This is a genomic window from Streptomyces sp. LZ34 (genome assembly GCF_053890475.1).
The window spans coordinates 4,765,492-4,778,034 of sequence record NZ_CM132680.1 but is presented as its reverse complement, the minus strand read 5'-3'; the positions used below and the strand labels follow the sequence as shown (position 1 = coordinate 4,778,034).

Genomic DNA, 12,543 nt, shown 5'->3' with positions numbered 1-12,543 from the left:
CGCGGAACACGCACCTTTCCGGAGATTTGACACCTTATGCCCAATTCCTTCAATCAGCAGATCATCGAGGAGTTCCGAGCCAACGGAGGAAAGGTCGGTGGCCCCTTCGAGGGCGGCGACCTCCTCCTGCTCACCACCACCGGAGCGAAGTCGGGCGAGGCGCACACCGTGCCGCTCGGCTACGTCCGCGTCGGCGACCTGCCGCTCGTCATCGCGTCCAACCTCGGCGCGCATCGCCATCCCGCCTGGTACCACAACATCCTGGCCCATCCCGTGGTGCGGGTGGAGCTGGGCACCGAGGCGTTCGAAGCGATCGCGGTCCCCGCCGAGGGGGAGCGGCGGGACAGGCTGTTCGAGCAGGCCGTGCGGGTGGCGCCCGGCTACGGCGACTACCAGGGCCGCACCACCCGCACGCTGCCGGTCGTGACGCTGGAACGTCCCGACCACACAGCCGAGGCGCCCCGCGAGATCAGGAACCTCGCCGACAAGGTCCTGGAGATCCACACCTGGCTGCGCGGGCAGTTGCGCCACATACGCGACGAGGCCGACGCCCACCTCGCCGCGCGGGCCGCCCACCACGGACCCGGCGAACCGCCGGCGCCGGGGCTCGGCCTGCAGATCCGACAGCACTGCCTCGCCTTCTGCGAGGCCCTGACGCATCACCACACCGGCGAGGACACCGCCGTCTTCCCCGCCCTCGCGACCCACCACCCCGACCTGCGCGAGCCCCTCGACCGCCTCGGCGACCAACACCGCACGTTGACGCGGCTCAAGGAACAACTCCTCACCCTGCTGGCCGACATCGCCACCGCCGACCCCGTACGCTTCCGGGCCGGGCTGGACCAGCTGACCGAGGAGCTGACCCGGCACCTCGACGACGAGGAGCAGTGGCTGCTCCCCGTCCTGGCGCAGATACCCTTCCCCCCGACCCCGCCGAAACCGCCGACCGATAACGGGTGAGCACGGCCCCGTCCCCTGGCCGCGGACCGCTGTGCCTGGCGGCCTGCGGCCGGGGGCGGTAGAGCGGCGCGGTGATCTCACCGGGGAAGCGGCCCAGGATCGAGTCGTAGGCCAAAAGACGGGCGCAGCGACAGGCGATGACGCCTGTCATCAGTCAGTCGGGGATGGTGGCCAGGACGCGGCCGCGGCCGCCGGCGTCTACGCGGTCGTGGGCCCCGGCGATGTCTTCCAGCGGGTAGCTGTCGCCGATGCCGACGCTGAGGGCGCCGACCGCGGCCGCGGCGGTGAGGTCGCGGGCGGCCTGGCGCTTGGCCGCGGCGGGGAAGTCGTCGCTGCCGAGCAGCCGCAGGGTGACGTTGTTGAACAGCAGGGGCCAGAACGGGATGCCGGTGCGGTCGGCGCGGGTGGCGTACGCGGCGATCACCGCTTCGTTGGCGGCCACGGCGTTGTCGAGGTCGGCATTGTCGGACAGGGCCACCTCGATGATCCGGTCCACGCCCTGGGGCGCGTACGCGCGGATCGCCGCGGCGGGGTCGTCCGAGTCCAGGGCCACGGCGTGGGAGACCACGGCCGGATCGACGCGGTTGAGGTCGCCGCCGCGGCGGACGGTGGCGAGAACGGTGGCTCCGCCCCAGCGGGCGAGCTGTGCGGCCAGGGAGCCGACCCCGCCGAGGACGCCGTGTACGAGCACGAGCCTGCCGTCGACCGGGCCGTCGGCGAAGACGGTGCGGTGGGCGGTGATCCCGGGGATGCCGAGGCTCGCGCCGAGTTCGTCGCTCAGGTGGTCGGGCAGCGGGACGGCCAGGTCAGCGGGTACGGCGGTGTATTGGGCGGCGGTGCCGAAGGGCCGGTAGGACTGGGCGCCGTGCACCCACACCCGCTGTCCGACCCGGCGCGCGTCGACCCCGTCACCCACGGCGTCGATGACCCCGGCGCCGTCGCTGTGCGGGATCACCCGCGGAAAGGGCATCGACGAGCCGAGCCAGCCGCGCCGCTTTTTGGTGTCGCCGGGATTCACGCCCGAGACGGTGACGCGGACGCGGACCTCGCCGGGGCCGGGCCGGGGGTCGGGCAGCTCTCCGAAGCGCAGAACGTCGGCGGCGGGGCCCTGTTCGTCGTACCAGGACGCAAGCACGGGCGGATACCTCCGTTGCCTGTCGGCTCGCGGGTTCTTCGAGCGGCTCCCGTACCCGGGTCGGCGCGCCGCGCGACGCCCACCGCACCCGGTCCGGGAGGGACGCCGTGCTCGGCGGCCTGCGGGCCGGGTGCGGACAGGGAGGGCGTGATGCGGGATCAGGCCTTCTTGGTCTCCCAGAAGATCTTGTCGATCTGGGCGATGTAGTCCAGTGCCTTCTGGCCCGTGGCCGGGTCCGTGGAGGCCTTGGCGGCGCTGAGGGCCTTGAGTGCGTCGTTGACCAGCTGGTGCAGGTCCGGGTACTTCTCGAAGTGCGGCGGCTTGAAGTAGTCGCTCCACAGCACCGAGATGTGGTGCTTGGCGAGCTCCGCGCGCTGCTCCTTGATGACGGTGGCGCGAGCCCGGAAGTGCGGGTCCTCGTTGGCCTGGTACTTCTCCTGGACGGCCTTGACGGACTCGGCCTCGATACGGGCCTGGGCCGGGTCGTACACACCGCAGGGCAGGTCGCAGTGCGCGCTGACCTTGACCTTCGGGGCGAACAGGCGGGAGAGCATGCTGCGGTCCTTCCTTAGTGATCGTCTTCTCAGGTGCGAGATTACTCCGTGGGGGAAGGCTTTTCTCGGGTGCCCCGGGGGGCTTAGGTCAAAAGTCCAGTGGCAGCCTGGGTTGGCTGGGATGCTGAATGTGGAGAGTGACCGGAGGAGCCGTGATGCGAGAGCAGCTGCAGGATCGCGGGCAGGAGCAGGACCGCGAGCGCGGTGGGCTGCTGCGGATCGGGCTCGCCGAGGTGTACAACCCGTCCATGGTGCCGACGCTGAACCCCGGCGACCAGTTGGTCGTCCGGTACGGGGCGGCCGTCCGCGCGGGTGACGTGGTGGTGCTGCGGCATCCGTTCCGCCAGGACCTGCTGATCGTCAAGCGCGCGGTGGAGCGGCGCGACGGCGGCTGGTGGGTCATGGGGGACAACCCGTACGTGGAGAACGACAGCCGGGAGTTCGGCGTCGTGCCGGACGACCTGGTGGTGGCCAGGGTCTGGGTGCGGCTGCGGCCCCTGCCGGGCGCGGGGTCGGGTCAGCGGTCGGTGACCGGGATGCTGTCGTGGGCGGTGTCCGCGGTGCGGCCGGTACGGCCACCACGGTCTGCGCGGTCGCTGCTCGGCTGGCGCGGGGCGCTGTCGGAGCGCTCGGCGTCCAGGCGCTTGCGGGCGCGGTAGGCGGCGACGTTGGCGCGGGTGGCGCAGCGGTCGGAGCAGTAGCGTCGGGATCGATTTGTCGATGTGTCGAGATATGCGTTGCGACAGGGTGATGCCTCACAGATGCCGAGGCGGTCGACGCCCAGCTCGGTGAGGTGGAAGGCGAGCCCCATGGAGGCGGTCGCGGCATAGCCGGCGCTCGCGTTGGCCGCGTAGTCGGCGATGTGCATATGCCACTCGGGGCGGCCGTCCTCGTCCCGGTACTCGTGCCCGGAGATCTGCGGGCTGACCGGGAACTCGATCAGCAGCGCGTTCAGCAGGTCCACGGCCAGCACCTCGTCCCCGCTCGCCGCCGCCTCGAAGACGGCGCGCAGCCGGGCGCGCACCGACCTCAGCCGGGTGACATCGGCGTCGGTGGCGCGCCGCGCCGCCTGCTGGCTCGCCCCGAAGAGCTCGCGCACGGACTCGACCGAGGTGAGGGTGTCGGTGCCGCGTGCGGGCTCCTCGCTGTTGACCAGGCGCACGGCGAGATCCGAGTAATAAGCCAATTCCACTTGTGGTCCTTACGAGGGCGGGTCTAAGGTCGGTAATGGCTGATCTAGCTACGAGGGTATTACGTCGCGAGTGTGACGTCGGAGATGACGGGGAGAGTGCGATGGTGGACACAGTCGCCGCGCCGGACTGGCGGGCGTGGCAGCAGAGCTGGGATCGACAGCAGGAGTGGTACCTCCCCGACCGCGAGGAGCGGTTCCGGGTGATGCTGGACGCGGTGGAGGCGCTGGTCGGCCCGGAGCCGCGGATTCTGGACCTGGCCTGCGGCACGGGCAGCATCACCGACCGGGTGCTGCGCAGATTTCCCCGCGCGACCAGCACGGGCGTGGACCTGGACCCGGCGCTGCTGACCATCGCGCGCGGCCACTTCGCGGCGGACGACCGGGCCCGGTTCATCACGGCGGATCTGCGCGATCCCGAGTGGGCGGCCGGGCTGCCGCACCGCTCGTACGACGCGGTGCTCACCGCCACCGCGCTGCACTGGCTGGACAGCGACGCGCTGCGCACGCTGTACGGGCAGCTGGCCGGGGTGGTGCGGGACGGCGGGGTGTTCCTCAACGCCGACCATATGCCGGGGGAGGGCACACCACGGATCGACGCGGCGGTGCGCGCGTTCGACCGCGCTCGGCAGGAGCGGGCCAGGGCCGAGGGCACGCAGGACTGGGTGGAGTGGTGGCAGGCGGCGGCCGCGGACGCGGTGCTCGGCGCGCCCGTCGCCGAGCGGTTCAAGATCTTCGGTAACCCGGCCGACGGGCCCGACCACGCGAACGGCGTGGCCGAGGCGTTCCAGCCCGTCGGCTGGCACGCGGACACGCTGCGCGAGGTGGGCTTCGGCGAGGCGCGGGCCGTGTGGTGCTCCCCCTCGGACGCGATGGTGCTCGGGCTGAAGTAGCTGGAGCGCATACGGGCGGTACGGGCCGGATCCGGCCCGTACCGCCCGTCTTGCCCGTGCACTGCCGAACAGCTCTGGAGAACCCTAGAGAACCTTGGACAGGAACGACTTCGTCCGCTCGTGCCGCGGATTGGTGAGCACCTCGCGCGGGTGCCCCGACTCCACGACCACCCCGTCGTCCATGAACACGATCGAGTCCCCGACCTCCCGGGCGAAGCCCATCTCGTGGGTCACCACGACCATGGTCATGCCGTCCTCCGCCAGCCCGCGCATGACGTCCAGCACATCGCCGACCAGCTCGGGGTCGAGCGCCGAGGTGGGCTCGTCGAAGAGCATCAGCTTCGGCTCCATGGCCAGCGCCCGCGCGATGGCCACGCGCTGCTGCTGGCCGCCGGAGAGCTGTGAGGGGTAGTTGCCCGCCTTGTCGGAGAGTCCCACCCGGTCCAGCAGCCTCAGCGCGCGCTCCCGCGCGACCGCCTTCGCCTCGCGCTTGACCTGGACCGGCGCCTCCATGACGTTCTCCACCGCCGTCATGTGCGGGAAGAGGTTGAAGCGCTGGAAGACCATGCCGATGTCCCGGCGCTTCCCGGCGACCTCGCGGTCCTTGAGCTCGTAGAGCTTGTCGCCCTTCTGCCGGTAGCCGACCAGCTCGCCGTCCACGTACAGCCGCCCGGAGTTGATCTTCTCCAGGTGGTTGATGCAGCGCAGGAAGGTGGACTTGCCGGAGCCGGACGGGCCGATCAGACAGAAGACCTCGCGGGGCGCGACCTCCAGGTCGATGCCCTTGAGGACCTGTACGGGGCCGAAGGACTTGTGCACGCCCTCGGCCTTCACCATGGCGGTCATGACGTGCCCACACCTCCTGCGGAGCGGTTGGAGAAGGAGAACAGATTGACCCGGATCCGCTGCAGCGGGGTCGGGGGCAGGCTCCGGCTCGAGCCGCGGGCGTAGTACCGCTCCAGGTAGTACTGGCCCACGCTCAGGACGGAGGTGAGGATGAGATACCAGGCGGCGGCCAGGAACAGCATCTCAGCGGCGGCGCCGGAGGTCTGGCCGATCTCCTGCGCGGCCTGCAGCAGGTCGAAGTACTGCACGGCGATGACCAGCGAGGTGGTCTTGAGCATGTTGATGAACTCGTTGCCGGTCGGCGGCACGATCACCCGCATCGCCTGCGGCAGCACGATCCGGCGCAGCGTCTTGGCGTGGCTCATGCCCAGCGCGTGGGCCGCCTCGGTCTGGCCCTCGTCGACCGCCTGGATGCCCGCGCGGCAGATCTCCGCCATGTACGCGGCCTCGTTCAGGCCGAGCCCGAGCAGGGCGGCCAGGAACGGGGTCATGAAGTCCGACCACTCGTCCTGGTAGATCGGACCGAGGTTGATGTAGTCGAAGATCAGCCCCAGGTTGAACCAGAGCAGCAGCTGCACATAGACCGGGGTGCCGCGGAAGAACCAGATGTAGCCCCAGGCGATGGAGGCGGTCACCGGGTTCTTGGACAGCCGCATCACCGCGAGGATGATGCCGAGGACCACGCCGAGCGCCATGGCGGCGATGGTGATCCAGGCGGTCTTGCCGACACCGGTGAGGATCCGGTCGTTGAAGAAGTTGTCCGGGATGGAGCCCCAGTTCACCTTCCCTTGGGAAAAGGCGTACACGATCGACGCCAGAAGGGCGATGACGACGACCGCGGCGACCCAGCGCCCGAAGTGGCGCACCGGGATGGCCCGGATGGTTTCCGGCGCGGGTGGGGGAGGCGGGGCGTCTTGCGGACCCACCTTGTCGATCTCAACAGTCACGGAAAAAGCCTTTCAGCGGGAGCGCGTGAGCGAGGGGAGGCCGGATCACTTGCCGCCGTTGACGATGGCCTTGAGGACCGCGCCGTCCTTGACGCCCCACTTGGCGATGATCTTGTCGTATTCGCCGTTCGCGATGATGAAGGCGAGCGCCTGCCGGAGCGCATCGCGCAGCTCGGTGTTCCCCTTGGCGACGGCGATCCCGTACGGGGCCGCCTCCACCTGCTCGCCGACGAGCTCGAAGTCGTTGCCGCCGCCCGAGGTCTTCACGGCGTAGGCGGCGACCGGGAAGTCGCTGGCGCCGGCGTCGCCCCCGCCGCCACGCAGCCGGGTCTGGGCCTCGGTGTCGTTGCCGAACGCCTCGATCGCGATCTTGCCCTTCTTCTTCTCCTGGCAGGTCTTGGACTGGGCCTTCGCGAGGTCGTGCGAGACGGTGGCGCGCTGGACGACGATCTTCTTGCCGCACAGGTCGTCCCAGGTCTTGATCCCCTGGTCGTCGCCCTTCCTGGTGTAGATCGACACGCCGGCGGTGAAGTAGTCGACGAAGTCGACGCCCTCACCGACCGTCTTGCCGGTGTCGGGGTTGACGCCGTCCTGGCGGCCCTTGTTGTCGGTCATGGCCGACATGGCGATGTCGTACCGCTTGGCGCGCAAGCCGGTCAGCAGGGTGTCGAACCCGGCGTTGTTGAACTGGAACTTCACGCCGAGCACCTTGCCCATCGCGGCGGCGAGGTCCGGGTCCAGGCCGATGACCTGGCCGTCCTTCTTGAACTCCACCGGCGGGTAGTTGATGTCCGAGCCGACCTTGATCACACCCGCGCTCTGGATCTTCTTCGGCAGCATGCTGAAGAGCGGCGCTGTGGTGGCACCTCTGGTGGTGTTCGTCTTGTCCCGCTGGTCGCCGCAGCCCGTCAGGAGCAGGGCACCGGTGACCGCTATCGCACCGGCGGCGGCCGTCTTGGACTTCATGCCGGTCCGTCGGCTCCGTCGGCGCGTGATGCTGGCGGTCATGCTCGTTCCTCCTGCGGGGTGAGAGGGGTGTCCGGCTGGGCCGGAACACGTTTGTGGGTGTCGCGACCGTGTGTGATTGGGGCATCTTGCCACCGGACCGGCTCGATCAGACGTCCAGCCATGTCAAAATCGGGTAACGGGCGACCCCCGTGGTGCACAGGGGCGGAAACGCCAGGCCGGAGGACCGCGGCCAATGACCGGAACGAGACGTTTATCACGTTTCATCACATAGGGAAACGTCTCGAGTATTGGACGTTCAAGGGTGATTCAATCGCTTTCGCGGGTAACGCGAGGTAATCGAACGCCACACACACGGCCGCGGCAGGAAATCGCTCGTCCCCGGAAGAGTCCTTCCGGTAGAACGGACGGTTACACCCCTCACCCGGGGCTCAGGGCGCGTGTGCGGCGCGCCCGGCGTTCGTATCTGGTGCCAAGCGGCGGATATCTGCCCAGTGGGACCCGGACGCGGTGCCCGCCCGCTCCCCAACCAGGGGCGGCTACCCTCAATAGAAATACGACAAAGGGGTCACATAGTGGCAGCGGAGATCGCGAATCCTCGCAGCGACAGCACGAACGGAAGCGCCGGAGACGCGGAGGGCGTCACGGACGGAGAGCCCTTCGATCCGGCTTTCGCGCTCCACCGGGGCGGCAAAATGGCCGTCGAGGCGACAGTGCCGGTGCGCAACAAGGAAGACCTGTCCCTCGCCTATACGCCGGGCGTCGCGAAGGTCTGCAGCGCCATCGCCGAAAAGCCGGAATTGGTCCATGAATACACCTGGAAGTCTCAGGTCGTCGCGGTCGTCACGGACGGCAGCGCGGTGCTCGGGCTCGGCGACATCGGCCCGGAGGCCTCCCTGCCCGTGATGGAGGGCAAGGCCATCCTCTTCAAGCAGTTCGGCGGCGTCGACGCGGTGCCGATCGCCCTCGACTGCCGGGAGGTGGACGAGATCGTGGAGACCGTTGCCCGGCTCGCACCCTCCTTCGGCGGCGTGAACCTGGAGGACATCTCCGCCCCGCGCTGCTTCGAGATCGAGCGCAAGCTCCAGGAGCGCGTCGACATCCCGATCTTCCACGACGACCAGCACGGCACGGCCGTCGTCACCCTCGCCGCCCTGCGCAACGCGGCCAAGCTGACCGACCGCTCCCTCGGCCAGCTGCGCGCCGTCATCTCCGGCGCGGGCGCCGCCGGGGTCGCCATCGCCAGGATCCTCGTCGAGGCGGGGATCGGCGATGTCGCGGTCTGCGACCGCAAGGGCATCGTGTCCCAGGACCGCGAGGACCTCACCGACGTCAAGCGGGAGCTGGCCGGCTTCACCAACAAGGCCGGGCTGGCCGGTCCCATGGAGGCCGCGCTGGACGGCGCGGACGTCTTCATCGGGGTCAGCGGCGGCACGGTCCCCGAGCAGGCGGTCGCGAAGATGGCGCCCGGCTGCTTCGTCTTCGCGATGGCCAACCCGACCCCGGAGATCCACCCGGACATCGCCCACAAGTACGCCGCCGTCGTCGCCACCGGCCGCAGCGACTTCCCGAACCAGATCAACAACGTGCTGGCCTTCCCGGGCATCTTCGCCGGCGCGCTCCAGGTCCGGGCCTCCCGGATCACCGAGGGCATGAAGCTCGCCGCCGCCGAGGCGCTGGCCGCCGTGGTGGCCGACGAGCTGAGCGCCGACAAGGTCATCCCCTCGCCGTTCGACGAGCGGGTCGCCCCGGCCGTGACCGCGGCCGTCGCGGCGGCGGCGCGCGCGGAGGGCGTGGCGCGCCGCTGAGTCCCGCGGGGCTTGCGTCGTAGACGACGGCCGGGCCGCCGCCTCCACGCGAGGCGGCGGCCCGGCCGTCGTCGGCCCCCTCCCGGGTGCCTACGGCCCCGCCACTCGCCCGACGCAAAGCGCTGGGCGCCCGCCCGCGCCCTACGGTGTCGGCGGTGGGCCCGCGCCGCTCGCGCGCGGCCCTCGGCCGGTTGACTGCCCCGCCGGCCCCATGGCCGGCCGGGGCGCCCTCGGCCTGGTCGCTGACGGCGCCCGGCCGTCGCGCGCGGTGGTGCGGACCGGGGCCGCCGCCGTGGCGCCCGGCGCGTGGCGGCCGCAGCGAGGGGCGGCGCGGGGGCCTGCGCCACGGGGCGCCCGCCGGCGCGGGGCCGCCGCGGCCGAACTCGACGGCCGCAGGCCCGGTCGTACGACCCTCGCGCGGCCGCGCGGCGCGTGTCACACCGCGGCGTGGTTCCGCCGCCCGGCCGCCGCGCCTATCGTCGGGATCATGTTCGCTGCCTACGCCGCACGTATCGACCGTGACCAGCCGCTGAACGGCCTCGAACTGGGCGAGCGCCCCGATCCCGAGGCGCGACCCGGATGGTCGACCGTCACCGTCAAGGCCGCCTCGCTCAACCACCACGACCTGTGGTCGCTGCGCGGAGTCGGCCTCGGCGAGGAGTCGCTCCCGATGATCCTCGGCTGTGACGCGGCCGGGATCGACGAGGACGGCAACGAGGTCGTCATCCACTCGGTCATCGGCCAGAGCGGGCACGGCGTCGGCCCCCGCGAGCCCCGCTCCATCCTCACCGAGCGCTACCAGGGCACCTTCGCGGAGAAGGTCGCCGTCCCCACCTGGAATCTGCTGCCCAAACCCAAGGAGCTCTCCTTCGAGGAGGCCGCCTGCCTGCCGACGGCCTGGCTGACCGCCTACCGCATGCTCTTCACCAACGCGGGCGTGCGCCCCGGCGACAGCGTCCTGGTCCAGGGCGCGGGCGGCGGCGTGGCCACCGCGGCGATCGTGCTGGGCGCGGCGGCCGGGCTGCGGGTCCTGGCCACCAGCCGGGACGAGGCCAAGCGCAAGCGCGCGGTCGACCTGGGGGCCGAGGGCGCGTACGAGCCGGGGGAGCGGCTGCCGCGGCGCGTGGACGCGGTGATCGAGACCGTGGGGGCGGCGACCTGGTCGCACTCGGTCAAGTCGCTCAAGCCCGGCGGCACACTGGTCATCTCGGGCGCGACCAGCGGGCCCAGCCCCAAGTCCGCGGAGCTCAACCGGATCTTCTTCCTGGAGCTGAAGGTCGTCGGCTCCACCATGGGCAGCAAGGAGGAGCTGGAGGACCTGCTGAGCTTCTGCGCGGCGCGCGGGGTGCGGCCGGTCATCGACTCGGTGCTGCCGCTGGACCGGGCGCGCGAGGGGTTCGAGAAGATGGCGACCGGGGAGCTCTTCGGCAAGGTCGTCCTGACGGTCTAAGGGCTTGCTTCACGGCCGTACGAAGCTCCGCTCGAAGCGGTAGCGCTTGATCGTGCTGCCCTGGAATCCCGGGAAGTGACGGACCCGCTCCCACTCGGGGGTCGGATCGTCGGCGGCGATGGCCGCGTCGTACGCCTCCTCGCTGGTCCACTGGGCGTAGTTGAGCGCCACGGCGCGGTCGGTGGCCAGATGGCGATCGCCATCGACGATCAGGTGGAAGTCGGCGGAGATGAGGCCGGGGCTCGGGGCGGGGTCGGTCTCCAGGGCCTCGATGACCAGGTCGACCCACTTCCGCCGCAGGTCCGGGTCCGGGTCGTCGAAGTCCAGCTGGATGACGGCGATGCACCCGGGCACTCGCGGATCGCCCTCGGTCCGGGTGTCGAAGCCGCGGTACCGCTGGTAGCGGGCGATCCCGTTCCGCTTGATCCCCGGCACGGCGGCGTCGATCTGGTCGACCCGCTTCTGGCGGTGGGCCCGGACGAAGGCGTGGTACGCCTCCTCGTTCGCCCACTGGGCGTGGTGCATCAGCGTGTCGCCGTCCGTTCCCACATAGACGTTCTGCGAGAGCAGATCCGGGGTCGGCCAGGGGCGGGTGTCCCAGGCGGCGGCGATGGCGTCCACCGTCGCCCGCTGCCGTTCGGGCGTGCCGACGCTCCAGGTGGAGAACAGGGCGGCGCCGACGTCGGGGCGCGTGAGGTCGGGGAGGGGGTTGGGGACGCCGGGCATGGGGGCTCCTTCGGGTCGCGGACGGGGGCTGCTTCGCCTCCGTCCGCGATCCTGATACCTCAACGGAGGTTGAGGTCAAGCCTGTTCGCTACGCGTACGCGACCTGGACCGAGGCGATGCCCAGCGTGCTCTGCATGGGCAGCATGCCCGCCTCGAACACCGCCGCGAGCAGCGGATGCACCAGTTCCGTCAGGCGCTCGGCCCGCTCGGCGCCCAGCGCGCGCCAGGGCGCCGCGGCCAGCTCGTCCGTCAGCCGCTCGATCGCGTCGCGGCCCTGACGGCCGCGCTCGGTGGCGTTCCCCTCGGCGTCGAGCCAGCCGCGCTCGGCCAGCCGGCCGGCCGCGGCGCTCCACTCCTCCGCGGTCCAGCCACGGCCGTCGAAGTTGGTCTTCGGGGCGGCGCCGACCCCCGCGAAGGACACCAGCGCCTCGCACGGGTCGAGACCGGCGGTGAGCAGCGCGGCCAGGTGGCCGTCCCCGCGGTGCTCACGCAGCACGGTGGTGGCCTGCCACAGGGCGAGGTGCGGCTCGTCGGACCAGCCGAGGTCGCGGTTGGCGGCGGCGATCGGGCGGGCGGCCAGGGGCGCCGCCTCGGCCGCCTCCTTGGCCAGGGCCGCGGCCTCGGCGATGTCCTGCCCGCCGATCCGGTCGCCGAGCAGCGCGCGGAACGTACGGTCGACCGCGCGCAGCCGCGCCTCCACCACCTTGTCCGGGGCGGCCGTCGACCAGATGGCGGGGACGTACTCGGCTGTCGTGCGCGGGCTGAAGCTGTAGAACGTGGCCGCCACCAGCTCGGGGCCGACCGCGCCCAGCGGGGCGGCCCGCCAGGCGAAGTAGCTGGGCCAGCGGGACTCGACGTCGTAGCCGAGCGCCGCGGCCTCCTCGAACGCCTGCCGGGCGAAGTAGAGGCTTGCGTGCACCGGCTCCAGCTGGTGCCACATGCGGCGGGCGAGGGCTTGGTACTGCGGCTGCGTCACTCTTACCTCTTCGGATGAGACTCGGGCGAGGGCGGGTGGAAGCGGGGAGAAGCCGAGGGCGAAGAATAGCCAGCGCATGGGGAGGATGAGGGC

At 71.1% G+C, this 12,543-nt stretch carries 12 protein-coding genes and 1 pseudogene; 5 read left to right on the top strand and 8 right to left on the bottom strand.

What is annotated here, in order from left to right:
* Positions 1-36: 36 nt before the first annotated feature.
* Positions 37-960, top strand: coding sequence for a nitroreductase/quinone reductase family protein (locus ACWY4P_RS18650; protein ID WP_456211679.1), 924 nt, complete (start codon positions 37-39; stop codon positions 958-960).
* A gap of 154 nt (positions 961-1,114) precedes the next feature.
* Here ACWY4P_RS18650 and ACWY4P_RS18645 read toward each other — a convergent pair whose 3' ends face one another.
* Positions 1,115-2,095, bottom strand: coding sequence for an NADPH:quinone reductase (locus tag ACWY4P_RS18645; RefSeq protein WP_456211678.1), 981 nt, complete (start codon positions 2,093-2,095; stop codon positions 1,115-1,117).
* A gap of 158 nt (positions 2,096-2,253) precedes the next feature.
* Positions 2,254-2,649: a superoxide dismutase, Ni gene (gene sodN / locus ACWY4P_RS18640; protein ID WP_456211677.1), complete on the bottom strand. Its 396-nt coding sequence runs from the start codon at positions 2,647-2,649 to the stop codon at positions 2,254-2,256.
* Positions 2,650-2,804: 155 nt separating this feature from the next.
* Between sodN and sodX the strand changes: the two genes are divergently transcribed.
* Positions 2,805-3,308 carry a nickel-type superoxide dismutase maturation protease gene (sodX, locus tag ACWY4P_RS18635; RefSeq protein ID WP_456211676.1) on the top strand — a complete coding sequence of 168 codons (504 nt, stop codon included), beginning with the start codon at positions 2,805-2,807 and terminating at the stop codon, positions 3,306-3,308.
* 44 nt (positions 3,309-3,352) lie between these two features.
* Here sodX and ACWY4P_RS18630 read toward each other — a convergent pair.
* Positions 3,353-3,811, bottom strand: a pseudogene (locus ACWY4P_RS18630) (CGNR zinc finger domain-containing protein); the annotation flags it as partial.
* Positions 3,812-3,942: 131 nt separating this feature from the next.
* On the opposite strand from ACWY4P_RS18630, the gene ACWY4P_RS18625 reads away from it, so the two are divergent.
* Positions 3,943-4,731 carry a class I SAM-dependent methyltransferase gene (locus tag ACWY4P_RS18625; RefSeq protein ID WP_456211675.1) on the top strand — a complete coding sequence of 263 codons (789 nt, stop codon included), beginning with the start codon at positions 3,943-3,945 and terminating at the stop codon, positions 4,729-4,731.
* 84 nt (positions 4,732-4,815) lie between these two features.
* On the opposite strand, the gene ACWY4P_RS18620 is transcribed toward ACWY4P_RS18625, so the two are convergent.
* Genes ACWY4P_RS18620 through ACWY4P_RS18610 form a run of 3 tightly spaced genes read right to left on the bottom strand, consistent with a single transcriptional unit; the run spans position 4,816 to position 7,532 of the window.
* Positions 4,816-5,568 (bottom strand): amino acid ABC transporter ATP-binding protein, encoded by a 753-nt coding sequence (locus ACWY4P_RS18620; protein WP_456212966.1) that lies wholly within the window; start codon positions 5,566-5,568, stop codon positions 4,816-4,818.
* A gap of 5 nt (positions 5,569-5,573) precedes the next feature.
* Positions 5,574-6,524 (bottom strand): amino acid ABC transporter permease, encoded by a 951-nt coding sequence (locus ACWY4P_RS18615; RefSeq protein WP_456211674.1) that lies wholly within the window; start codon positions 6,522-6,524, stop codon positions 5,574-5,576.
* 45 nt (positions 6,525-6,569) lie between these two features.
* Positions 6,570-7,532, bottom strand: a complete 963-nt coding sequence (locus ACWY4P_RS18610; protein WP_456211673.1) for an ABC transporter substrate-binding protein — start codon at positions 7,530-7,532, stop codon at positions 6,570-6,572.
* 533 nt (positions 7,533-8,065) lie between these two features.
* On the opposite strand from ACWY4P_RS18610, the gene ACWY4P_RS18605 reads away from it, so the two are divergent.
* Both ACWY4P_RS18605 and ACWY4P_RS18600 read left to right on the top strand, forming a co-directional pair.
* Positions 8,066-9,298, top strand: coding sequence for an NAD(P)-dependent malic enzyme (locus ACWY4P_RS18605; RefSeq protein ID WP_456211672.1), 1,233 nt, complete (start codon positions 8,066-8,068; stop codon positions 9,296-9,298).
* A 487-nt stretch (positions 9,299-9,785) separates the two neighbouring features.
* Entirely contained in the window at positions 9,786-10,748 is a 963-nt protein-coding gene (locus ACWY4P_RS18600) for a zinc-binding dehydrogenase (RefSeq protein ID WP_456211671.1), read from the top strand.
* A 9-nt stretch (positions 10,749-10,757) separates the two neighbouring features.
* On the opposite strand, the gene ACWY4P_RS18595 is transcribed toward ACWY4P_RS18600, so the two are convergent.
* Positions 10,758-11,474 carry an antibiotic biosynthesis monooxygenase gene (locus ACWY4P_RS18595; RefSeq protein WP_456211670.1) on the bottom strand — a complete coding sequence of 239 codons (717 nt, stop codon included), beginning with the start codon at positions 11,472-11,474 and terminating at the stop codon, positions 10,758-10,760.
* Positions 11,475-11,562: 88 nt separating this feature from the next.
* Positions 11,563-12,414: an SCO6745 family protein gene (locus tag ACWY4P_RS18590; protein WP_456212965.1), complete on the bottom strand. Its 852-nt coding sequence runs from the start codon at positions 12,412-12,414 to the stop codon at positions 11,563-11,565.
* Positions 12,415-12,543: the final 129 nt, after the last annotated feature.